Source organism: Candidatus Liberibacter brunswickensis (assembly GCF_036858155.1).
Lineage (GTDB): Bacteria > Pseudomonadota > Alphaproteobacteria > Rhizobiales > Rhizobiaceae > Liberibacter > Liberibacter brunswickensis.
Genome location: NZ_JAAEJX010000004.1, coordinates 1 through 24818, shown reverse-complemented (window position 1 = coordinate 24818; position 24818 = coordinate 1). Strand labels below are relative to the sequence as shown.

Sequence of the window (24818 nt, the reverse complement as noted above, 5' to 3'; positions counted from 1 at the left end):
AAAAAATTTAATAGCAGAGATCCCCTAAAATTATGAAAAAAAATGTTTTAATTATTGGAGCTGGAGGCGTTGCTCACGTCGTAGCTCATAAATGTGCTCAAAATAATGATATTCTCGGAGAGATTAATATAGCATCACGCACACTGCAAAAGTGCTTACAAATAGCTGATAGCATCCACAAAAAAAAATCAATGAAAGTTCCTGGTAACATTAAAGTACACCAGATAAATGCTCTAAATATTGAATCAACAATAGAATTAATTAAGAAAACAAATTCTCAAATAGTAATTAATGTTGGCTCATCTTTTCTTAATATGTCAGTTTTACGAGCCTGTATTGACTCAAATGTGGCATATATTGACACTGCAATTCACGAAGATCCCCTTAAAATATGTGAAACCCCTCCTTGGTACAATAATTATGAATGGAATATGCTTGATGAATGTAATGCAAAATCAATTACTGCGATTTTAGGAGCAGGATTTGATCCAGGAGTAGTTAATGCTTTTGTACGTTTATCAAAAGATGAATATTTCGAAGAAATAACAGATATTGATATAATAGACGTTAATGCTGGAAAGCATGATAAATATTTTGCAACAAATTTTAATGCAGAAATCAATTTACGAGAATTTACAGGAGTAGTTTACAGTTGGCAAAAAAACCAATGGTGTACTAACAAAATGTTTGAAATAAGCAAAACATATGAACTCCCTGCTGTTGGAAAACAGAAAGTTTATTTAAGTGGACACGATGAAATACATTCTTTATATAAAAACATAAAAGGTGCCAATATAAGATTTTGGATGGGATTCAGCGATCATTACATTAATGTATTCACAATATTAAAAAATCTAGGACTTCTATCAGAACAACCAATAAAAACCGCAGAAAACATAGAAGTAGCACCTTTAAAAATAGTAAAATCTGTATTACCAGATCCTTCTTCATTAGCTTCTAACTATCATGGGAAGACCTGTATAGGATGCTTAATAAATGGAAAATATCACGGGGAAAAAAGAGAAATATTCTTGTACAATATATGTGACCATCAAAATGCATACCAAGAAGTAAATAGCCAAGCAATATCTTATACCGCCGGGACACCTCCCGTAGCTGCAGCTATTTTAATAGCACAAGGAATTTGGGATGTTGGGAACATGGTAAATATTGAAGAACTTCCTCCCAAACCTTTTCTTAGCATTCTTCAAAAAATGGGACTTCCCACATTAATCCGCTCAGATAACAAAGAACAATTATTACAATTTGATAAAGAATAAACTAATTTATAGTATGATCAACTATAAAAGAAAAATCTTATACGACAAATAAATATCCCTAAAATAGAAATAAGAATTGTTTTTCACTGCATTAAAATTAGATTTTAATATAAAAGACTCTTTCTAACATGAAAAAACTTTCGAAAAATAACCACATAAATTCTACGAGAATATTATCAAAAGAACAACTATTAACAACTGCACTATTTTATGCAGATTCCGGAGTCTATTGGGTTTTTGATGAAATTAAAAAAGATATATCTGACTTACAAAGTGGGGAAAATCCTGTTAACTACCAGATAAAGCCGGAAAAAAATATTTCTCATAAAGAAAATATACTAGTACAAAAAGCTTATTCAATTGCTAACAAAGCTTGTTCCTTGCATGAATTAAAATCACTCCTTTGCTCTTTTCATGAATATAATCTCTGCAGTACGTCTATTTCCACTATATGTGCTATTAAACAAAAAGAAGGTAAAGACCTAATGATTATAGGATATACACCTAGCGATAGCGATAACATAAGTGGCGAACCTTTTTCCGGCAAGACAGGAAATATGTTAGATAAAATGCTCAAGTCTATAGATCTTGTAAGATCACAAACATATATGTCTATGATTTCCCCATGGTATCCTACAGGAAATAGAAATCTTTCCGATATAGAAATAGAAATATGCCGCCCTCTAATAATAAAACAAATTGAACTTATCTCACCTAAAATTATCTTTTTTATTGGAAGCAAAACAAAAAACTTTTTCTTCAATAATAACTATACAAACACTTATCAAAATCTTGGAAAATGGCATAATATTAGTGTTAAAGACCGTACTATTCCAACGTTATCTACAGTACATCCTCAAGAACTTATTAAATATCCCCTTATTAAAAAAAATACTTGGCATGTTTTGATAGCTCTCAAGAAAGCATTAAAAAAAATATAGTAAAACAACATCCATTTCTTGAGAATAATGCAATTTATGCATTACTATTATTCATTAATATCGCTTCTCTTTTTTACATTATTTATGTATTAGATTATAGTATTGTTTTTTTTTATTTTTATTGAATTTTTAATAGGTCCAAGGAAAACCCTATATTGTTTTTTGATAAATTTGATGGCATTTAGAATTTTTACAGTTTGTATTTTTTTTAAGGAATGCAGTAACTATTATAAAGAGATCGTTGTATAAGTCTACTATAAAGGTTTATTATAAAACCAGTGTATTTTTATTACTTTCCTTACGGATATTATACTAGGAATTATCTATTATAAAGTTTCATAAACAATTTTTATAAAAAATTTTCATAATATATTTTTATTGCGCATAAGGACACCTACAAGGTGTCCTTATTTTAGTAATCGACAAATAATTATTTTTCAGTGAATATTCTATCTAATTTGTTTTTAATTTTGTGATTCAAAAAAAATAAATTTAAAAATAAAAACACCATTAATTATTCTTAGAATTCAAACTTGTTACCTAGATATAGGCTTCTTACATCTTTATTATCAACAATATCTTTTACTGTTCCATTAGCGAGGACCTCTCCCGCATGAATTATATAGGCACGATCAATTAATTTCAATGTTTCATATACATTATGATCTGTTATCAAGACACCAATTCCACGAGAAGCTAAATCTCTAATTAGAACCTGTATATCAAAAATAGCAACAGGATCTACTCCAGAAAATGGCTCATCAAGCAATATGTAAGAAGGACAACTAACAAGAGAGCGAGCTATTTCCACACGCCTTCTTTGTCCTCCAGATAATAATGGCGCTAATACGTAGCGCAATTTTACAATATTAAACTCTTTCAAAAGACAATCTAATCTTTCACGACGCTTATTCTTATCTTTTTCGTACAGCTCCAAAACTGCAAGAATATTTTCTTCAACGGTTAATCCTCGAAAAATTGAAGCTTCTTGTGGCAAATAACTAATTCCAAAACGGGCACGCCTATACATAGGCATTTTAGTTACATCATGTCCATCAATTTTAATAAAACCATTATCTACTGCAATTAAACCTGTTATCATATAGAAAAGGGTTGTTTTACCAGCTCCATTAGGACCAAGCAATCCAACAATTTCACCAGGGTTAACATCTAATCCTATATTCTTAACTACATATGATGAATTATACTTTTTAGTTAAAGAACGTGCAGACAAACAACTTTCTTGCAAAACATTACTATGCTTACACTGCATCATCTTAAATCCTTAGGAACTTCCTAATAGTTGCTATATCTTTCTAATTATAATGAATTATAGATCTCACCTGATCAGATCCGCATCCTTGTAAATTAGCAACATTCGTATCTAAATTAACAATCAACTTACATCCAAAAAATGTATTTATATTCTCTTCTAATATTACTTTTTCCCCACTGCCTTTACCCAATACCAAAACCCTATTTTTAAAATCAAAATAACCATTGCTAGCCATAGTCTTAATTGACCCTGACCTTATAACAATATTTCTTTCTATATCCATACGATCAATTTTATCACTATTAATATTGTTATTATCAGTATTGCGATAATAGAAAGTCATTTCTTCAGCTTGCAAGGTAAAATCTCCTTGACTTAATCGTACATTCCCTAAAAAAAAAGCTTTTTGAACATCATCTCTAACATCCAATATATCACTCTTAATATGAATTTTTTCATTCCCAAACATTTTAAATCTTGTTACATAATTATCTGATGCTTGAGACAAATTAAATCTAGATAATACGAATAAAAATACTAATAAATGTTTATACATAATATTCAAAAAGCACTAGTCAAAAATACTAAACAAAATAGTTTCCAATGAATTAATTATTTTTCCCCTGCAAAATTTCAGGGTTCATTATTACCGACACTTGCCCTATAAACTTCGCGCTTTTACTACTTTGATCTATTTGAGAAGATTGTGCAGAAATAACAAAATCCGAGTGTGTAACTGTAACAGGATGTAAACTACTTATATAGATTTTATTTATATCTAGAATAGCACTTTTAAAATCTAATTGAATACTATCCTTAAATTTCATTTTAAAAGGTTTATTAATATCCAAAATATTACGACGTAAATCAAGATCTGCAGAATGCGCAAAAATTATCAAGTTATCCGGTGATTGTGTAGGCACAATTAATTCAAAATTTTTCAAAAAGAAAATATTTTTACTGTTAAAGCCAGCTTTTGCACTTTCTGCAACTAATGAATATCTAATACTATCCTTACTATAATTAGATAGAATAAATTTTTTCATAACCATAGGTTCCATGTCAAATAGATCTATAAAGGGTTTAGAAAAAGTTCTAATACGTTCCCAAGAAGAAAAACAAAACCAAAATGCCAATAATATCATCATAAAAGGCAAAAAAAACTTCAATAATCTAATAGACCTAACATGACTACGATATTTTATTCCTTGCAATAATATTTTATCTCTTTTATCCAACTGATTTATATTATCCATACTATAAAAGGAGAGACATTCCAATTAAATTGCAGTTATCTCTTTGATGTTACATAATTATTACCTATACTACAATTATAAAGTTTACAATTTCAGAATAATAAATATTTTTTTATAATTTAATCAAAATAATTCTGTGCAGAAAAACAAAAAAATTAATTATTCATTTACTATCATATGGAATGTAATTAGAGTGATGAAGTAGGAAATCGTAGTAGGTGGTGTTTTGTATATGCAAATGTTTCTTGAAAAAATAAAAAAAATTAAGACCAGAAGTGTTATATCAAAGTTAATATTGCTAATATTAGCATACATTTGCTGGAATTATATTTATGAAGATAAAAGTCCACATGTAGCAAGGATTTCAATACTAGGGACAATAGATGATAATCCTGAATTATTAGAACGAATTGCAAACATTGACAAAGACGATTCTGTGAAGGCCCTGATAGTATCACTATCTTCTCCAGGAGGATCAGCATATGCAGGTGAGCAAATATTTAATGCCATACAAAAAGTAAAGCTTCACAAACCAGTAGTTGCTGAAGCTCGCTCTATGGCCGCATCTGCCGCATATATGATAGCATGTGCTAGCAATACTATAGTTGCATCAAATAGCTCAATAATTGGATCTATAGGTGTAATACTTCAGTTCCCAAACGTTAAACATTTGTTAGATAAATTGGGGGTATCATACAAAACAATTAAGTCATCTCCATTAAAGGGAGAGCCATCTCCTTTTTCAGAAACGAATCCAGAAGGTATAAAAAAACTTCAAAATTTGGTAAGTGACAGTTATCATTGGTTCGTAAAAATTGTTTCTAAAAGTCGTAATATCCCATATGATAAAATGTTGACCTTATCCGATGGAAGTATTTGGACAGGATCTAGAGCTAAGAAATTAGGATTAGTAGATACAATAGGAGGAAGAGATGAAGTCTGGAACAGCTTGTATGAACTTGGACTAGACAAAAATGTGACAAAAATTAAAGACTGGAATCCTCCAAAAGAATATTGGTTCTTTAATTTTAAAAATAAATTAACAGGAATAATAGATGAAGTTATTACATCTACCGAAAAAACAAACATGCAGGGATTATTATCAATATGGAATCCTCAAAATTAGTTGTATTATTTAATATAGGGAAAGTATTATGATCAAGTCTTCCTTAATAGACAAGCTTTCAAAAAAAAATCCAAAAATTAATCATAGTAATGTTGAAAAAATAGTTAATACTCTATTGGAAGAGATGACAAAGGCCCTTGCAAATGGTAGACGAGTAGAAATACGAGGATTCGGATCTTTTTCTGTAAGAAAGCGTGCTGCAAGATTAGCGAAAGCTCCACTTGCCAGAAAAGTTGTTTCTGTTGAAGAAAAAATGGTTCCTTTTTTTAAATCAGGAAAAAACTTAAAATATCGTCTCAATTTATTAAAAGAAAAAATCACTCTCAAAAATTAGATAATTATTAAAATGACGTGCGTTTACTTGTAATCATACTTTTTATAAAACTTTGGTACGTGTATTGATCGTAAGAAGAATGCTACATTTGGCTTAAACAAATAGCAAAATAGTCTAACGTTTTTACACTACAATATATCTTATGAATCTGCCACATTAAAGATAGGATTATTACCAAGATTATAAATCCAAGTTGCTCTAAAGTTGAGCATAATTAATGAGAAATAATTTAAAGGTTTTATAAAATGATTTCTTATCGTCTAGTTATGTTTCTTTCACTCATATGTCTCTTAATATTAGATCAATCAGTTAAAATTATACTCGATTCTTGTTTAAATCTTCATAGTCCTAAGAATATTTTTCCTTTTTTTACTTTATATTTGACACATAACACTGGCATATCCTTTTCAATGTTATCCAATATATCACCTAAAATAATTGTAAGTATCCGCATCTTAATAATAGCTATAATTATTTTTATATGGAAGAAAAACACTCAAAAAAAAATATTACTTGATATGGGATACATTCTTATTATAGCTGGAGCACTAGGGAATGTAGTAGATCACTGCTTATATGGATATGTTATTGATTATATAATGATACATACCAAAACTTGGTACTTTGCAATTTTTAATCTTGCTGATCTTTTTATATCTATTGGAGCATGTTTTATAATATATAATGACATTATACTTAGATATAATAAAAAATAAAATATTGATTTCAAAATAGGAAATCTCTTTAATTTACTTATTATCTAAATTACTCTATTCCTAGAAATGCAAGGAATCTTATAATACATGACAAAAGAGTTTTTATCTAAACAAGAATCTTTCTCTAAAAAAATTAATACAGAAGAAGAATTAAATTCTTCGACTCCTATGATGCGTCAGTATATAGAAATAAAATCCGTTAATCCTGATAGTTTACTATTTTATAGAATGGGTGATTTTTATGAATTATTTTTTGATGATGCTATCGTAGCATCCCGTTGCCTTGGAATTACCTTAACGAAAAGAGGAAAAAACTTAGGGAAAGATATTCCCATGTGTGGAGTTCCAATACATACTGCAGATCATTATATTCAAAAACTAATAAAAATAGGATATCGAATTGCTATATGTGAACAGATTGAGTCTCCTCTTGAAGCAAAAAAACGTGGCAATAAATCTTTAGTAAGAAGAAATGTTGTTCGTCTTATAACACCTGGGACAATTACCGAAGATCAATTGCTTTCTCCAACAGATTCAAATTATCTCATGGCAGTTGCTCGTATTCGAACAGAATGGTCCATAGCATGGATTGATATATCCACAGGAATTTTCAAAACATCAAGTTCAAATAGCAATAGATTGATTTCAGATATCATGCGAATAGATCCACGGGAAATCATCTTTTCTGAAAAAGAACTATCAAATGCTGAATACAAATCATACTTTGAAACATTTAGTAATATCGCAATAGCACAACCAAATGTCTTTTTCGATCACTCGATTGCTGATAGACGTATCTCTGAATACTATAAGATAACAACCGTGGATACTTTTGGATCATTCTCTCAAGTTGAAAAAACAGCAATAGCAGCAATAATTTCTTACATAAAAAAAACACAATTAGTAGATAAAGCAACTATTGGATCTCCTGAACAAGAAGATATAAAATCTACATTATTTATTGAATCTTATGCACGTTCTAGCTTAGAAATCCTACGCACTATTTCAGGATCAAGAGAAGAATCTCTATTAAATACAATTGATTATAGCATTACAGGAGCTGGAGGAAGGCTTTTTGCCGAAAGAATTGCATCACCTTTGACTAACTCACAACAAATTAATAACCGTCTCGATTCAATTGATTTTTTTATTAAGAATACAATGTTAATTAAATCTATAAAAATAATACTGGAATCTGCTCCTGATATTCTAAGATCAATTTCTCGTCTCAAAATAGGAAGAGGAGAACCAAAAGATCTTGCTGTCATTCGAGACGGTATACGTTCTGGAACGGATATATTAAATATATTAAAAAAAAACAATCTCCCAGAAGAATTAAATTCTTCAGTGGAAACACTAAAAAAACTACCTCAATCTCTGGAAAAAAAACTTTCATCAATGTTGTCTGACGAATTACCAATTTTTAAAAAAGATGGAGGATTTTTACGTGATGGAGCAGATTTAACCTTAGATGAAACCAGATTACTACGCGATCAATCAAAACGTGTTATTGCATCTTTACAATGTAAATATGCAGAAGAAATAAAAATAAAAAATCTTAAAATAAAACATAACAATAATCTAGGGTATTTTATCGAATTAACTTCTAACAATGCGATTGTTCTTAAAAAAAACTTGGAATATGAAAAACGCTTTATTCATCGACAAACTACGGCTAATTCAAGTCGATTTACCACTCTTGAACTTATTGATTTAGAAAATCGTATAACAAATGCCACAAATAAAGCTCTGTTAATTGAATTAGAAGCTTTTGATTCACTATCTAATGATATAATAGAGCAATCAGAATTACTGAATAATGCCTCACAAGCGATATCTATCATTGATGTATCTATTGCTTTATCTATATTAGCAACCGAACAAAATTATTGTCGCCCAATAGTTGATGATTCAACAAAATTTATTGTAAAAGATGGACGTCATCCCGTAGTTGAAAAAACATTGAAAAAAAAATTTTCAAAACCTTTTATAGCAAATGACTGTGATTTATCTTGCTCTAACAACCAAAATCAAGGAAAAATATGGCTACTTACAGGGCCTAATATGGGAGGAAAATCAACTTTTCTACGTCAAAATGCTATTATTGTTATAATGGCACAAATGGGATCATATGTTCCTGCATCTTATTCCCATATTGGTATAGTAGATAAATTATTTTCACGAGTTGGTTCAGCTGATAATTTAGCAAGTGGGCGATCTACTTTTATGGTTGAAATGATTGAGACAGCATCAATCTTAAATCAAGCAACCAATCATTCATTTATTATTTTAGATGAAATTGGAAGAGGAACATCCACGTTAGATGGCCTTTCTATAGCATGGGCTACTATAGAATACTTACATGAAACTAATAGATGCAGAGGATTATTAGCAACTCATTTTCATGAATTAACAGATTTATCAAAAAAATTAGAAAGATTACATAATGCTACCTTACAAATTAGTGAAAGCAATGAAGAAATCATTTTTTTACATAAAGTAATTCCAGGAATAGCTACTAATTCCTATGGAATACAAGTAGGGAAATTAGCAGGATTACCTTTTAAGGTTACATCACGAGCGTATGATATTTTAAAAATATTTGAAAAATTATATAACCATAATCAAAAAGAAATCCGACACAATTATCAAAAACCTCCAATACAAGAAATGCATAGTGACATATCTAAAAAAAATAAAACATTCATTGAAAAAATAAAAGAACTAAAACCCGATGAAATGACTCCTTTACAAGCATTAAAAGAATTGTATGCTTTAAAATCATGGATTTTAGAAAATTATTCCCAAGAAACAAATTGATTTAAAAAAATCTAACATACAAATAATCACTATCTTCCACATAAAAAATATATAATTATTCCTTTGTTTTACCATTTACTAACAATTAATATATCACAATAAAATACTTATTATAGCAATATATAGAAAATACAATCACAAATATTGTCTTCCTGTAAATCATAAATATTTTCAATAACATAGATTATTTACGACGCTTCCACCATCTTGTTTTCTTGAAAATAGAATAACCATTAGAATTAGAATTAACATTATCTATATCATAATTATTCTCAGTATTAACTGGCAAAACTTCAGAATCCTCTTTAAATTCATTAGAACTACTTTCAGAAAAATTGTTTTCTATATTGGTAGGCTCCGTGTGCATATCAAATGAACAATCAACAACATTTTGAACAGAACCTAGCACATCAGATGCTACAACATCACCATGATCCACGGTATGACGCTTACTACGCCTACGCCTCCTTCGTCTTTTACGAACAATACCCGTATGTTCCTCAGATGAATCATTCACATTTTTTAAATTTATATTTTGATCACATTTACTTTTAATATCTACCAATGACTCCGAATTAAAATCCGGCAATAAATTATCACCTTGCCGAGAATATTCAATATCTTTATTATCTTGGATAGAATTATTCTCTAATATTTGAGTATTAGAAAATTCAACTGCATGATCAATCTTCACTGGAGATTGAACAGGCGTTCCTTTTTCAATATAAAAAAACTTATCCTTTAGTTGTATCCCAATCATGATATTAATTGAAACACCAAATCTGACCTCATATTCAACAATTGTATTACGTTTCTGATTCAATAAATACAATACAACATCCGAATGCGTATGAACAATAATGTTATGAGTAGTGTGTTGTAGCAAATATTCTTGTATGCTTCTTAGAATACTTAATGATATAGAGGATTGAGAACGAATGTATCCTGATCCTTTGCAATGACTACAAACTTTGGTTGTACTTTCTAAAACAGATGATCTAGTACGTTGCCTAGACATCTCCAAAAGTCCAAAATGAGATATAGATCCTACTTGAACACGAGCTCTATCCTTTTTTAAACTTTCTTTGAATTTCTTTTCAACAGCACGATTATTTCTCTTTTCCTCCATATCAATAAAATCAATAACTATTAAGCCCGATAAATCACGAAGACGAAGTTGTCGTGCAATTTCCTCAGCAGCTTCTAAATTAGTTTGAAGAGCAGTATCTTCTATACAATGTTCTCGCGTCGAACGACCTGAGTTCACATCTATTGCAACAAGAGCTTCAGTCTGATTAATAATAAGATAACCCCTAGATGGAAGAATAACTTCCGTATGATGAAGAGAATCTAATTGAATTTCGATGTCAGAACGAAAGAAAATCGGATGTACATCTTTATATTGCCGAACTATTTTAGCATAACTAGGAATCAAGAGCTTCATGAAATCTTTTGCTTCACGATATCCCTTATCTCCCGAAACAATAATTTCTGATATATCTTTACAATAAAGATCACGAATCGCCCTCTTAATTAAATTACCCTCTTCATATACCAAATGAGGAGCAACTGAGTTCAGAGCTAATGCACGAACATTATCCCAAAGACGCATGAGATATTCAAAATCACGTTTTATTTCAATCTTCATGCGAGATGCACCTGCTGTACGGAGAATAACTCCCATACCTGCGGGGACATCAAGTCCACGAGCAATTTCTTTAAGATTCTTGCGATCAACAGGATTTGTTATCTTACGCGAAATAGTCTCTCCTTTAGGAGTATTAGGCATTAGAACAGAGTATCGCCCTGCTAAAGAAAGATAAGTCGTGACCGCCGCTCCCTTGTTTCCACGCTCCTCCTTCACTATCTGTACCAATAGAATTTGACGATTCTTAATAACTTCCTGAATGCAGTATTTTCTTCTAAACTTCTTAAAAATATTCTCGGATGAATCCAACGTAATATCTTCAACATTACTGCTTTCACATATTTTGGATTCCTCTTGTATTTCCTTAGAAATATCTTTGACAGTATCATTTTCCTCTAATTGATTGTCGCTATCCAATTCAGCTGACTCAAAGTCACCGTTTACTACATCTTCACTATCCGTTTGAACAACATTAGATTTTAATAATGCCTGACGATCAGAAAATGGTATCTGATAATAATCAGGATGAATTTCAAGAAAAGGAAGAAAGCCATGCCGATTACCTCCATAATCCACAAAAGCTGCTTGTAAAGAAGGTTCTACACGTGTAACCTTCGCAAGGTAGATATTCCCTTTTATTTGTTTTTTATGCTCAGATTCAAAATCTAGTTCTTCAACGCGATTATCTCGCAAGACAACAACGCGTGTTTCTTCAACATGCGAAGCATCAATAAGCATCTTATTAACCATGAATTTATCTCTCCTAGGCATTCAACCATAAAAATCTTAATTATATAAATAATCAGAAAATAAGATTGATAGCACTTGATGACAAAGATATTTTGGGTCTCAAATGCGCACTTAACAAGATACAAAGTGCCCCGTTTTATCGCACCAAACAGCTCAAAAAAATTCATGCGCATGAGTCAAACTAACTTATAAATATATCCAAAGACCTTCCTGGTGGAAGAATCCAACGAAAAACTCCTATCAACTACCAACTTATAGAAAATAGGAAAAACCGATTTTTTACATCGGGAAAACCCCAGAGATAACATACAACCTAAAAACAAACTTTTCCAGATACCATATGTACCCTATTCGAAGAGGTAAATCCTTATATTATTTAAAATAATCATATAATTTTGCCGACACATTACTCAAAAAACAGTAAAGTAACAATCAACTAGTAAGCTTTATATATACTTATATAGCAAAAAAGTAATAAAAATTTAGATACAACATCAGAAATTTAATTGATTAATTTAACAATAACTATCTAACATTAAAGTTAGAAAGAAAATAATGTGTTTTTCTTGACAATCAAGCATAAAAAACTATCTTGGATATAAAAACTAATGTAAAATACCTAGAATGAAATTACATTTTCAAAAAATTGGGTATTTAATCAAATGTCCTGTAACTTTACAATCAACTTCTCGAGGAATTTATATTGTATTCTCGTATAATTAGCTTAATTGGATATTTTTTCGGGTTTACTACTTATTCGATTCTAGGTGCAATATTAGGAACTAGCATTTATATAGCTAAGATTTCTCAAAATCTTCCTGATTACGATTCCCTTAATTCCTATTCACCTTCTGTTACTACTAGGATTCACGCTGGCAATGGATCACTTATAGCGGAATACGCAAAAGAGAACCGCTTATTTTTACCTATTCAAATAATTCCTGCACACGTTAAATACGCATTTGTTTCTGCTGAAGATAAAAATTTTTACCATCATTCGGGAGTGGACATATTTGGAATATTACGAGCTATTCTTCACAACATAAAGAACATTATTAATGGGCGACGTCCAGAAGGAGCTTCAACTATAACACAGCAAGTTGCAAAAAATTTCCTATTGAGCTCTAATCAAACCATGGATCGAAAAATGAAGGAAATACTCCTATCTTTTCGATTAGAAAAGGCTTACGACAAGGAAAAAATCCTAGAATTTTATTTGAATGAAATTTTTTTCGGATTTAATTCATATGGTATAGCAAGCGCAGCTCTAACTTATTTTAATAAATCGGTGAGTGAATTAAATATAGAAGAAGCAGCTTATCTAGCAGCTCTTCCTAAGGGGCCTAGTAATTATGATCCTTTTCGAAAACATAAAGCGGCAGTTTCTCGACGAAATTGGGTCATTGATCGTATGGAAGAAAATGGTTATATAACAAGAGAACAAGCCACTATAGCTAAGAGTAAACCACTAAAGATAAAGAGCAAACAACATCGGTCTCGCCTTTTTGGAACAGAGTACTTTTCTGAAGAAGTAAGGCGTCAACTTATTGATCGTTATGGAGAAAAAGCACTTTATGAAGATGGTTTATCCGTACGAACATCTCTTGATCCAAAATTGCAATTATATGCTCGAAAAGCACTTCAAGATGGCCTCATTAACTATGATCAAAATGATGGTTTTCGTGGCCCTATAACACACATAGACTTAAAAACAGACTGGGGGAATTCTCTAGCATCAATTCCTACCTTGAATGACGTTCCCGAATGGAATATCGCTGTTGTGCTTGAAGTATCCAATTCGCATATAACCATAGGAATCCGACCAACTATCGGCTCTAATGGCAAATTGTCAATTGAACGGAAAAAGGACATAATTACAATAGATTCTATGCGATGGGCTTACAATCACTTAAATAAAGACCCATCTTTAGAGCCAGAAAATCGCAAGGTTTTATCTCCTGGTGATGTAATCTATGTAGAGAATATAAATGAAGGATGGAGACTACGTCAAATTCCCAAAGTACAAGGAGGATTAATTGCAATGGATCCTCGTACTGGGCGAATTCTTGCAACCATAGGGGGATTCTCTTATTCACAATCAGAATTTAATCGCTCTACTCAAGCAATGCGCCAACCTGGATCTTGTTTTAAACCAATTGTATATGCAGCCGCATTAGATAGCGGCTATACCCCTGCTTCAGTAATTATGGATGGACCGATTGAAATTGTTTCTAGAGGGAAAATATGGAAACCTGAAAATTATAGTAAAACATCTTTTGGTGCATCTACTTTGAGATTTGGGCTTGAAAAATCCCGTAATCTCATGACAGTACGCCTTGCACATAATATGGGCATGGAAGTTGTAGCGGATTATGCCGAAAACTTTGGAATTTATGATAAAATGCTCCCTGTTTTAGCTATGTCATTAGGAGCTGGAGAGACAACCGTTTTAAGAATGGTATCTGCCTATGCTGTATTTGCAAATGGTGGTAAACAAATTCAACCTTCATTTATTGATCGCATACAGGATAGGTTTGGAAAAACTATATTCAATCAAGAAAAACGCATTTGCGATGATTGCAATTATGATACTTGGAACGGACAAGAAGAACCAGAAATAATAGATGAACGAGAGCAAGTTTTAGATCCTATGACAGCTTATCAAATTACATCTATGTTAGAAGGGGTTATTAAGCACGGGACTGCAGCAGGCAAAGTAAAATTAAATAGACCTGTTGCTGGGAAAACTGGAACAACAAGCAATTACAGAGATACATGGTTTATAGGATATACCCCTACACTTGTAGCTGGAGTTTATGTTGGTTATGATATTCCATCTCCTTTAAATAATCGTGCGACTGGTAGCACCCTTACCGCACCGATTTTTAATTCATTTATGAAAGAAGCAACGAAAAACAGCCCTCCCTCTCGTTTTATTGTTCCAGAAGGAATGACTCTATTCCCTATTAATAAATGGACAGGAATGTTGTCTAAAAAAGGTGATCCTGATACAATCGTTGAAGCTTTTAAACCTGGTACAGGACCAGCGGACACTTATACAGTAATTGATGAAAATAGCAATGTTTCTTCTGATGAAATCCTCTTAAGATCTCCCCAGGCTAATCAAGCAATTAATTCTGGAAGTGAAGGACTATACTAGTTTAAATTTTCTGGATTATATATTTTAGGATAATAAAATAATGATTAACCTTTCCCAAACATAGAAAAGTAACATGGCATCGAACGATATACAAAATACAATAAATGAAATAAAAAAAGAGATTGAATTACTTAGGAGGTCTCTTTGACTGGGATTCTGCAATACAAAGATTAAGTTTTCTGAACACCAAAACAGAAGATCCTAACTTATGGCAAAACGTGTTAGAAGCTAAAATGTTAATGCGTGAACGTCAACATCTAGAAAATACTATTTCTTCTATAAAAGCAATGCAACATCGGCTTTGTGATAATATAACACTCTTAGAACTTGCCATTGAAGAAAACGATTCCTCAATAATGCAAGAAACCTCATATAATCTTCAAAAACTAAAATTAGAGGTAGAATGCAAACAATTCGAAAGCCTTCTTGATGGAGAAGCAGATTATAACGATGCCTATCTTGAAGTTCATCCCGGAGCAGGAGGAATAGAAAGCCAAGACTGGGCAAGCATGTTATTAAGAATGTATATGAGATGGGCTGAAAAAAGAAAATTCAATACAAAAATCCTAGATGTTCACGATGGAGAAGAAGCTGGCATTAAGTCAGCTACGTTATTAATCAAAGGATCTAATGCTTATGGTTGGTTAAAGGAAGAACAAGGAGTTCATCGACTAGTAAGAATATCACCCTATGATAGTAATTCTCGTCGCCACACTTCTTTCTGTTCGATATTAGTATATCCAGTAGTAGATGAATCTATTGAAATAGACATAAACGAAGGTGAATGCCGTATTGATACATATAGAGCTTCTGGAGCAGGTGGACAGCACGTCAATACAACAGATTCAGCAGTTCGCATTACGCATATACCAACAGGTGTAGTAGTTCAATGTCAGCAAGAACGTTCTCAACATAAAAACAAAGCTCAGGCTTGGAATATGTTACGAGCTAAACTATATGAAATTGAATTACAAAAACGCGAAGAAATAACAAACATTAAAGAATCTTCCAAAACAGAAATTGGATGGGGAAGGCAAATACGATCATATGTTTTACAACCATATCAAATGGTCAAGGATTTACGAACTAATATAGCAAAAGCTTCACCTTTAGATGTACTCAATGGAGATCTAGACGATTTTATGAAAGCAGCACTTGCAATTAAAAAATAATTTGCAAATCATTAAGAAGGAAACTGTGCAGCAAGTATACGATCTGAGTAAGACCTATCAGGATCAAATAGAATGTGCATACTCACATCAAAGGATTGAATTACATTAATTCGAAATACTGATTCAATAGCTAATCTATCAGCAGTAACAATTACAGGACGTTGCTCATGCTCTAAAACCTGAACTTCTATCATAACGTCATTGCGAAGAATAGCTCCATGCCAATGACGTGGCTTAAAAGGGCTCACAGGAGTCAGAGCTAAATGAGGAGAGCCCATAGGTAAAATTGGTCCACGAGCAGAAAAATTATACGCAGTTGAACCAATAGGAGTAGAAACAATCAACCCATCACAAACTAATTCAGGTAACCTTAATTGATTATCTATTTTTACTTTTAACTTTGCTGCTTGAACAAATTGTTTATGAACCGTTTTTCTAATAATGGAAACTTCATTGATAGCAAGAATATTTTCTGCACATATAGAATTATTATAATCAAAAACTGTCAATTTTAAAGGATGAAAAATGTATTCTACAGCAACAGATAAGCGCTCTTTAAGATTCTCTACACGATATTCATTCATCAGAAAACCAACAGAACCGCAGTTCATACCATACATGGGTTTTTTCTTTAAGTTAGAAAAATTCTGGAGCATAAAACCATCTCCACCCAAGACAACAATAACATCTGCCTCTTCATAAGTACTATTACCATAAATATTTACAAACTTTTCATACGATTCTTGCGCTTTTTTAGACTTAGATACCTTAAAATGGATCTTTTGTATATTTCTTCTACCCATAATATATATAATACCTCGTTAATGCGGTAAAAAAATAGCACTTAATAAATATTTTAAAAATTAAATCATAGAAAAAATAACTTTGAAAAACGCGTTGTTTTTTCTTATAAAAGAATATTTCATTGACATATACAAAAATATATATCAAAACTACTTTAAAATAATCTATAAGGTATATTTTTAAAACTTTTTGTTATAAAAAATTCCTTGCACCATATTTATATTACAATTTCTAATTAAGACGCATGAGACAAGAATCAACTACATCTATCAAAGAAGTTTTCCAATTGTTGTTTGGCAAACATTGTAAAGAATCTTTAGCCTTCTGACCATAATAATGTGCTCTGCACTCTGTATCAACTAATGCATTACTATCTTTGATAATAATAAGAGCTTTTTTTAGACTTTCTACGTTAACTTTTCCATCATTAATGGTAGATTTCCAAAAATTCTTTTCTTGATTTGTTCCCCTTTGAAATGCAAGAATAACTGGCAAAGTAGGCTTACCATTACGAAAATCATCTCCAATATTCTTGCCCATCTTACTGACTTCTCCTCTATAATCTAAAACATCATCAACAAGTTGAAAAGCAATTCCAAGATTCATCCCATAAGACTTCAGAGACTGTCTAATTGAATCATGCACTCCTGCAATAAAAGAAGATACTTCCAATGCAGCAGAAAACAATACAGCTGTTTTAGATCTTATAACATGAAGATAATCTTCTTCTGTAACATTAATATTTTTTGATATAGATAATTGTCGCAATTCACCTTCCGAAAGAGCACACGCAACCGACGCTAACGATTCTAAAGCTTCCTGAGATTTTGTATCAATCACCATTTGAAAAGCTTGACTTAATAAAAAATCTCCAACAAGAACGCTTGTTTGGTTTCCCCATACCAATCGAGCAGCAGTTTTCCCTCTTCTCAATTCACTTTCATCTACAACGTCATCATGCAAAAGGGTTGCCGTATGAATAAATTCAATAGCACACGCCAATAATACATGACTATCTCCACGATACTCAAACATCAATGCTGTCACTAAAGTTAGCATAGGACGTAATCTTTTGCCTCCTGAAAAAATAAGATACTTTATAACATCTGGAATAATTCCAACATCTGAATTAATTCGTTTTAAAATAAGAGAATTTACTCTTTCCATATCCTTGACAGTAAGGTCTTTTAGCATTTTCATGAAAAATAACGTACTCCTAATTTACTTGTATAAAGAAGCCTCATAACAATCTAAACAATCACAAATATTCCTGATATAATATAAATTTATAATGTATCACAAATATCAGTATCAAATGGCAAAATATTTTAGAATCATAAATGTTCTTTCCAAAAAACTTTTTAGTAGAAACATGTTTAACACCATTAATGCAAAAAACTTAGAAAATGAAACAATTGATGCTTTTTATAAAGGTAAGTTCTACCTAGTACAACCATTAACATGCGGACATCGTGCTGGAATGGATGCTATGATTTTAGCATCTTTAGTAAATGCAAAAGGCTCCTTTCATCTTGCAGATCTTGGAGCAGGAGCAGGTGCTGCTGGATTAGCTGTTGCCTCTAGATTACATGAAGCAAAAATTCTATTGGTTGAAAGATCTCCATTGATGGCAAGCTATGCGCGCAAAACTTTGGCATTGCCTGCGAACAAAAAAATTTCTAAGCGTATTTCCATAATTGAAGTAGATGTTACATTAGACGGAGAAAATCGTAATATAGCTGGATTAAAAAACAACTTTTATGACCATGTTATCATGAATCCACCTTTCAACGAAAGAATAGGAACTCTTACGCCTGATAAAATAAAAGAAGAAGCACACGTAATGCTAGCAGATTCTTTCGAAAAATGGATTCGAACTGCGTGTGCTATAATGAGATCTGGAGGACAACTATCATTAATTGCACGACCTCAATCACTCATGCAGATTGTTAATGCTTGTGCAAATAGAATAGGGTCCCTAGAAATTACTCCTCTTTATCCTAGAGTAGGAGAATGTGCTTCTCGTATTCTAGTTACAGGTCGCAAAGGAATGCGTGGAAAGTTAATCTTTCGCTCTCCTATTATCCTCCATAAAACTAATGGTCAATCTTATTCACGCTTTGTCAATGAACTTATTAACGGTAAAACATCTATAAAACGCTTGTAAAACAATTACATTATTCCAAAAAAGGATTAATCTATTATATTAGTAATAAAGATCTTAAATAGTCTATCATCCTAACGTTAAAACCAAGAAATTCGCTATTATCTAGCATTTATTCATCATAGATTCACAATAATTGCAATTCTGTCTTGATATTATAATCTAGTCAAGAATGATAATATTCGTAAAACAATTTAAATATACAAAACAACAAGCCTTGCTTTATAATATAAATGTTGAATATTTTCATTATGTTATGCAAAAAAATAATTGTTAATAAGCAATAAATACTTTTTTAATAGATACTCTCTTATAAGAAAGGTAGTATATGACGCCCATTCATAATAAAAAAAATGATCTTTCTTTTCAAAACATCATATTAATTTTAACAAGATATTGGGCAAAACAAGGATGTACGATTTTACAACCGTACGATATGGAAGTTGGTGCTGGAACTTTTCATCCATCAACTACCTTACGAGCACTAGGCCCACTATCTTGGAAAGCAGCTTATGTACAACCATCTCGGAGACCATTAGATGGACGTTACGCTGAAAATCCAAATCGTTTACAACACTATTATCAGTTTCAGGTTATTATAAAACCCAATCCATCTAATTTACAAAATCTCTATATAGAATCTCTACAAGCTGTAGGAATAAATCCTCTTGTCCATGATATACGTTTTGTTGAAGATAACTGGGAAAGCCCAACTCTTGGTGCTTGGGGATTAGGATGGGAATGCTGGTGCGATGGAATGGAAATATCACAATTCACATACTTTCAACAAATTTGTGGAATAGAATGTTCTCCCATATCAGGAGAAATTACTTACGGTCTCGAAAGACTTGCAATGTATGTGCAAAATGTCAACAGCGTTTATGATATTGTATTCAATACTGTTAATGGAAAAAACGTTTTGTACGGTGATATATTCATTCAACAAGAACAAGAATATTCACGCTATAACTTTGAATACGCTGATTATAACATTTTGCATAATCATTTTATAGATTCTGAAAAAGAATGCTTGTCTCTTTTAAAAAAAGGATCTCCTAACAAAAATCATAGCCATCACTTATGTGTATTTCCTGCTTATGACCAATGTATCAAAGCATCTCATATATTTAATCTTTTAGATGCGCGTGGCGTAATATCCACAACAGAACGACAACGTTACATACTTCGAATCCGATCTTTGGCAAAAGCTTGTGGCGAAGCATTCTTAATGACTCCTAATGGAGGATGCGAATAGAAATACTAATGATATGATTTTTATCTAATAATTAATATAACCATATTATATTTTTTAGTTCTTGCAATAATAAATAATATTTGAACTATACTTATAGTGCTGGAGAATAATTAATTGGAAAAGGAGATATTCTATGTCTAAATTATCTTTTCATATTGTAAACGTTACTCCCTTCAAACAGAATTGTACGTTTTTATTTGATGAAGAAAGCCTAGAAACAGTTATAGTTGATCCTGGTGGCGATATTGATTTAATAAAAGATGTTATTAAATCTCGTAATTTTAATGTCAAACAAATTTGGATTACCCACGGACATATTGACCATGTAGGAGGAGCAGCTCAATTAAAAGAAGATTTATCTTTAACAATTATAGGCCCCCATAAAGATGATGCTGCAATGATGTCCAATATAAAAGAACAAATTAATTTACTTTCAGTTCCCATGGATGCACGCAATACTTCTTCAGACCGTTGGCTACAAGACGGAGATATTCTAACGCTTGGAACGCATGTTTTTAAAGTATTTCACTGCCCCGGACATTCACCTGGCCATGTTATTTACGTCAATTTCGAAAATAATTTCGCTCATTTAGGAGATACGTTATTTAAAGATAATATCGGAAGAACTGACCTTCTCTACGGAGATTACCAACAATTAATCAACTCTATCAATAACAAAATACTCACTTTAGGAGATGAAATATCCTTTGTTTGTGGACATGGCTCTAATAGCACTATAGGAAGAGAACGACGTTTAAATCCTTTTTTAAAATAGCATGAATAAGTTACCGAAACAAAGTTAATGTTTCAATCAAATAACTAAATTGGAAAATAAGAACATTTAAAGAACATTAAGGGAAATATTAGTCAAGCTTATTAAACAAAGATATAACAAAGTGAATGAGCAAGTTCAAATTTTTATACACCCTGATCAATCATTTAAAATAAAACAATAAATATTCCAGACTTTTTTCTTATAACAATATAGTATATATGTAAAATAGGGGCATCCGTAGCTCAGCTGGATAGAGTATTGGATTCCGATTCCAAGGGCCACAGGTTCGAATCCTGTCGGATGCACCAAGTAAATTATAAGCTATTTATTTAACGGCGCTTTTTAAAATAATTTTGTCTAACCTATTATAGGGTTAGGCATTATAGAAAAATAAGTATATTCATTCCTATTTTAACCAATTAACAGCTAAATTCTGGTTACCTCTGGAATCAAATACGGGTGATAAGCTAGTTATTACTTATTTAAAATTGTAAAAACTAATATAAACAAAAAGGACATAAGTTATGAATATAAATAAAAGTATAGCGTTAGTATCTTTGTTATCATCAATAGCTATAATGAGCGGATGTGGTGCATCTAATAAATCACAAGAGTCCAAGAAAGCGGCGGAAGACGCTCAAAACACCGCAAATAAAGAAGCTGGAAATAGAACTAAAGAAGCTGAAGATAACTCTAAAAAAAACCAGAAGATAAATAATCTTACGCGAATAATGTAGCTACTGTAAAAAGTTTATAGTAACTCATTAAGTAAGAAGATATTTTCTGATCACTTTCTTTCTCTCGCCCTAAAAACTCGGGGGGAAGAAGTTAGAGTGAACCACGAAGAATGACTATTACTACAAAAAACCTGTAAAGTTATTCATTGTTTTATACCTTTCTTTTCTCTAGTTATTATATCTTCGAACCAAAATCCTATAATATACACCTCACACCTTTTAATCACTCTAACTTTTTAACAACAACTCAGCTTCAATCTCTCTTCTCGCAATTAAACCTTTTAACTTCCTACCTCTGGAGTAAACCCATCTTTTACATTCAATAGATGCGTTTTGCCAATCAGATTCATCAATACGTTTCTTGAAAGTACTACTACGATACTGACCAATACCTAGATTAAACACAAAATCTCCAAACGCTGATATTCGATTATTACTAGCTGATTTAAGAATTGGAGAAGCTTTAAACACTTGGTTTAAACACTTCGTGGCATCTTTATATAAAATAGTTTCTGCTTGATGTTGAGATATAATCATCCCTACATAAACATCTGAACCAGTATGACCATAGCCAATAGCCCAAACACCCGCAGGACAGCGATAAGCTTTTAATCTTAAACCTTCAAAGTGTTTAATTAGAGATATTAAAAGTGGTGGGATGTTCATATACACAACCTTTTAATAGATTAATAACTAAATGCCTTGTACCTATTGACTTAAATATAGTTGATAAACTATGAATCTCTTATTTAAAGTTGCGGAATAGGAAAATAGCAATGAATTGTAGGTTAGTTTATACGTTGTGATTTTTATTTGTGTTTGCGAGTAATATATATCAAGCATCGTCTAGTACTTGTAGCGAACAAAAAATATCTGTAACCGTGACGGGCATAGGAAATTATGATGCAAAACTGGGTAAAGATCATCCCATTGATAGTACCCTGTCAACCATAGATTATCAATTTGCACAATACCTTTTTGAAAGACAGCCTGCTACTAATACGGGTTTAACTTCAAAGCTTAAAGCAGGATACGGGGCATCCCTCACTATGAATCCCTATGCTGAAGTGGATGCCGCTTTATTCCTAGGTGGTGATTTACATTATACGAATAATAGTGACTATTTTTTTAAAGAAATAGGGCTTGACGTACAGCTGGGATTACACTCATTATATAGCTCATCATATGAAATGAAATCGGTGGTAGCAGTTTCATCTGTGTACACAAAAATAACACCAAATCTTAAATACGGATTTGAAATAGGCGTTATAGTGACGAAAGCTGATATAGGACATTCTATCGTGGGGCATAGTTTAGCATACCGTTTTGCTGAGAATACTGATTTTTTTATTAGATATGGTATTAATTTAATTCATGTTGGGAATCTGAAGGATTTGAGGGGGAACAAGCTTGAAGATATTCTTATCTTCAAACACCTAACCAGTGTAGGTTTTAGCTACAGCTTCTAAACCCTTTTCTTCTGATCTATTTTATGAGCATACCAAAAACCTAAAATGCAAGAGATTATCTCTTGCTCAAAAGGGGTTAATATTGAAAGGGGGCTTTTATCAAATATGCCCTCTTTCACACTCCACCAAACTAATAACGGATAAAACATAGTCCAATAATAAGCTCCAAGAGGTCGTACCAAAGCAGTACTCCATCTATCCACTTAATACCACTTTTGGATTGTTGAGCTTTAACTTTTGCTAATCTGATAGGTTGATCTACTTTAAAGGCCTCACTATCAGATTTGATCTCTTCAAGATTAAGTTGTTGAGTGTTGTTTAGCTTTGCTAACTCAACTTTTAATCTTTCCTGTTCTAACTTCATCTTCTCATATTCTATTGAACGTTTTTGCATAAGATGTTCGGATACCACATCTACTATTTTTTCAAAAGTAGAAGGGATAAAAAGAAGTAAAAAACTAAATATTCCACCAGTTATAAAAGACGATATCATCCTTTCAACCATATTTTAATATTTTGAAAAAAGTATATTATAGTGCCCCCTGCAGTGGCTAAACCACCGAACACTTTAATAAAGGCACCTATACCTTTGGCCGTATTAAGAATATATAAAATCTCATCTATATCTATACCTTTATTAATACTTTCAAATTTGGTATTTAGCTCATTAAACTCTTGTCTAGTGACATATTGATTAGATTTTTTTATCATACTTCAACCTATTCTGTTCTCTTCTAAGTTCTGAACGTTCTTTGTATCCTTCATTGAAAAAATCAAATACGTTATCTAAAATGTTATATTGAAATACATTCTGAAATAGTTGTGTTTGCCACATATTCTGAAACGGGATTTGTTTAGATAACTGTTGAGTGAACTTATCTCTTTTTTTCGTTTGTTCTTCAGGTTTTTCTGAATCCGCTGTTACAGCCTTATACCCCGTTCTACCTAATTCATATATGTTAAATCCACCTATCCCCACTGCTCCTTTAAACGCAGTTTCTGAACTTTCCAAAACAGAGCCTCCGACCTTGGGAGCAAATCTGGTTTTTAGATAAAGGAGAACGTTTAGGACGAGTATTTAAGAGTTTTGTTGCTAGATGGTTTTATAAGCAACAAGTGGGATCACATATTGGAG

22 protein-coding genes, 1 tRNA gene and 1 pseudogene are annotated in these 24818 nt (G+C 31.8%); 14 read left to right on the top strand and 10 right to left on the bottom strand.

Features of this window, described 5'->3' with window-relative positions; genetic code table 11:
* The first annotated feature begins 32 nt into the window (after positions 1-32).
* Both GY664_RS01500 and GY664_RS01495 read left to right on the top strand, forming a co-directional pair.
* On the top strand, positions 33-1280 hold the full coding sequence (locus tag GY664_RS01500; RefSeq protein ID WP_333947694.1) for a saccharopine dehydrogenase family protein: 1248 nt from the start codon (positions 33-35) through the stop codon (positions 1278-1280).
* A gap of 128 nt (positions 1281-1408) precedes the next feature.
* Positions 1409-2221, top strand: coding sequence for a uracil-DNA glycosylase (locus GY664_RS01495; RefSeq protein WP_333947693.1), 813 nt, complete (start codon positions 1409-1411; stop codon positions 2219-2221).
* Positions 2222-2741: 520 nt separating this feature from the next.
* Here GY664_RS01495 and lptB read toward each other — a convergent pair.
* The 3 genes from lptB to lptC all read right to left on the bottom strand — a co-directional run bounded on the left by lptB (position 2742) and on the right by lptC (position 4735).
* Entirely contained in the window at positions 2742-3497 is a 756-nt protein-coding gene (gene lptB, locus GY664_RS01490; protein ID WP_333947692.1) for an LPS export ABC transporter ATP-binding protein, read from the bottom strand.
* Between the two features lie 40 nt (positions 3498-3537).
* Positions 3538-3966 (bottom strand): LptA/OstA family protein, encoded by a 429-nt coding sequence (locus GY664_RS01485; RefSeq protein WP_333947691.1) that lies wholly within the window; start codon positions 3964-3966, stop codon positions 3538-3540.
* 139 nt (positions 3967-4105) lie between these two features.
* Positions 4106-4735 carry an LPS export ABC transporter periplasmic protein LptC gene (lptC, locus tag GY664_RS01480; RefSeq protein WP_333947690.1) on the bottom strand — a complete coding sequence of 210 codons (630 nt, stop codon included), beginning with the start codon at positions 4733-4735 and terminating at the stop codon, positions 4106-4108.
* Between the two features lie 250 nt (positions 4736-4985).
* Between lptC and sppA the strand changes: the two genes are divergently transcribed.
* The 4 genes from sppA (at position 4986) to mutS (ending at position 9749) form a co-directional block, all read left to right on the top strand.
* Positions 4986-5879: a signal peptide peptidase SppA gene (gene sppA / locus GY664_RS01475; RefSeq protein WP_333947689.1), complete on the top strand. Its 894-nt coding sequence runs from the start codon at positions 4986-4988 to the stop codon at positions 5877-5879.
* Positions 5880-5907: 28 nt separating this feature from the next.
* Positions 5908-6213 carry an integration host factor subunit beta gene (locus GY664_RS01470; protein ID WP_333947688.1) on the top strand — a complete coding sequence of 102 codons (306 nt, stop codon included), beginning with the start codon at positions 5908-5910 and terminating at the stop codon, positions 6211-6213.
* 245 nt (positions 6214-6458) lie between these two features.
* Complete coding sequence (gene lspA, locus GY664_RS01465; protein WP_333947687.1) at positions 6459-6929, top strand: signal peptidase II; 471 nt, start codon at positions 6459-6461, stop codon at positions 6927-6929.
* A gap of 87 nt (positions 6930-7016) precedes the next feature.
* On the top strand, positions 7017-9749 hold the full coding sequence (mutS, locus tag GY664_RS01460) for a DNA mismatch repair protein MutS (protein WP_333947686.1): 2733 nt from the start codon (positions 7017-7019) through the stop codon (positions 9747-9749).
* Between the two features lie 184 nt (positions 9750-9933).
* On the opposite strand, the gene GY664_RS01455 is transcribed toward mutS, so the two are convergent.
* A complete protein-coding gene (locus GY664_RS01455) occupies positions 9934-12147 on the bottom strand; it encodes an Rne/Rng family ribonuclease (RefSeq protein ID WP_333947685.1) in 2214 nt (737 codons plus the stop codon).
* Between the two features lie 715 nt (positions 12148-12862).
* Between GY664_RS01455 and GY664_RS01450 the strand changes: the two genes are divergently transcribed.
* The gene (locus GY664_RS01450) at positions 12863-15307 is read left to right on the top strand and encodes a penicillin-binding protein 1A (RefSeq protein WP_333947758.1); all 2445 of its coding nucleotides are present in this window, start codon (positions 12863-12865) and stop codon (positions 15305-15307) included.
* A 73-nt stretch (positions 15308-15380) separates the two neighbouring features.
* Positions 15381-16479 (top strand): peptide chain release factor 2 gene (gene prfB / locus GY664_RS01445; RefSeq protein WP_333947684.1). Its coding sequence is split into 2 segments (ribosomal slippage): positions 15381-15452 and positions 15454-16479, totalling 1098 coding nucleotides; the frame shifts between segments, so codons are not numbered across the junction.
* 11 nt (positions 16480-16490) lie between these two features.
* On the opposite strand, the gene GY664_RS01440 is transcribed toward prfB, so the two are convergent.
* Together GY664_RS01440 and GY664_RS01435 are read right to left on the bottom strand one after the other, a co-directional pair.
* Positions 16491-17282 (bottom strand): NAD kinase, encoded by a 792-nt coding sequence (locus GY664_RS01440; RefSeq protein ID WP_333947683.1) that lies wholly within the window; start codon positions 17280-17282, stop codon positions 16491-16493.
* Positions 17283-17514: 232 nt separating this feature from the next.
* The gene (locus GY664_RS01435) at positions 17515-18483 is read right to left on the bottom strand and encodes a polyprenyl synthetase family protein (RefSeq protein WP_333947682.1); all 969 of its coding nucleotides are present in this window, start codon (positions 18481-18483) and stop codon (positions 17515-17517) included.
* A gap of 172 nt (positions 18484-18655) precedes the next feature.
* On the opposite strand from GY664_RS01435, the gene GY664_RS01430 reads away from it, so the two are divergent.
* The 5 genes from GY664_RS01430 to GY664_RS01410 all read left to right on the top strand — a co-directional run bounded on the left by GY664_RS01430 (position 18656) and on the right by GY664_RS01410 (position 22214).
* A complete protein-coding gene (locus tag GY664_RS01430; protein WP_333947681.1) occupies positions 18656-19450 on the top strand; it encodes a tRNA1(Val) (adenine(37)-N6)-methyltransferase in 795 nt (264 codons plus the stop codon).
* Positions 19451-19775: 325 nt separating this feature from the next.
* On the top strand, positions 19776-20702 hold the full coding sequence (locus tag GY664_RS01425; protein ID WP_333947680.1) for a glycine--tRNA ligase subunit alpha: 927 nt from the start codon (positions 19776-19778) through the stop codon (positions 20700-20702).
* A gap of 133 nt (positions 20703-20835) precedes the next feature.
* Complete coding sequence (locus tag GY664_RS01420; RefSeq protein ID WP_333947679.1) at positions 20836-21477, top strand: MBL fold metallo-hydrolase; 642 nt, start codon at positions 20836-20838, stop codon at positions 21475-21477.
* Positions 21478-21708: 231 nt separating this feature from the next.
* Positions 21709-21785 (top strand) — tRNA-Arg (locus tag GY664_RS01415).
* A gap of 216 nt (positions 21786-22001) precedes the next feature.
* The gene (locus tag GY664_RS01410) at positions 22002-22214 is read left to right on the top strand and encodes a hypothetical protein (protein WP_333947678.1); all 213 of its coding nucleotides are present in this window, start codon (positions 22002-22004) and stop codon (positions 22212-22214) included.
* A gap of 228 nt (positions 22215-22442) precedes the next feature.
* Here GY664_RS01410 and GY664_RS01405 read toward each other — a convergent pair whose 3' ends face one another.
* A complete protein-coding gene (locus GY664_RS01405; RefSeq protein ID WP_333947677.1) occupies positions 22443-22880 on the bottom strand; it encodes a lysozyme in 438 nt (145 codons plus the stop codon).
* 215 nt (positions 22881-23095) lie between these two features.
* On the opposite strand from GY664_RS01405, the gene GY664_RS01400 reads away from it, so the two are divergent.
* Entirely contained in the window at positions 23096-23683 is a 588-nt protein-coding gene (locus GY664_RS01400; RefSeq protein WP_333947676.1) for a hypothetical protein, read from the top strand.
* Here GY664_RS01400 and GY664_RS01395 read toward each other — a convergent pair.
* The 3 genes and pseudogenes from GY664_RS01395 to GY664_RS01385 form a co-directional block, all read right to left on the bottom strand.
* Positions 23680-24176, bottom strand: a pseudogene (locus GY664_RS01395) (hypothetical protein). The gene GY664_RS01400 and the pseudogene GY664_RS01395 sit on opposite strands and share 4 nt — an antisense overlap.
* Positions 24173-24394, bottom strand: coding sequence for a hypothetical protein (locus GY664_RS01390; protein ID WP_333947675.1), 222 nt, complete (start codon positions 24392-24394; stop codon positions 24173-24175). The pseudogene GY664_RS01395 and the gene GY664_RS01390 overlap by 4 nt, the downstream one beginning before the upstream one ends.
* Positions 24378-24695 carry a hypothetical protein gene (locus GY664_RS01385; protein ID WP_333947674.1) on the bottom strand — a complete coding sequence of 106 codons (318 nt, stop codon included), beginning with the start codon at positions 24693-24695 and terminating at the stop codon, positions 24378-24380. The genes GY664_RS01390 and GY664_RS01385 overlap by 17 nt, the downstream gene beginning before the upstream one ends.
* Between the last annotated feature and the right edge of the window lie 123 nt (positions 24696-24818).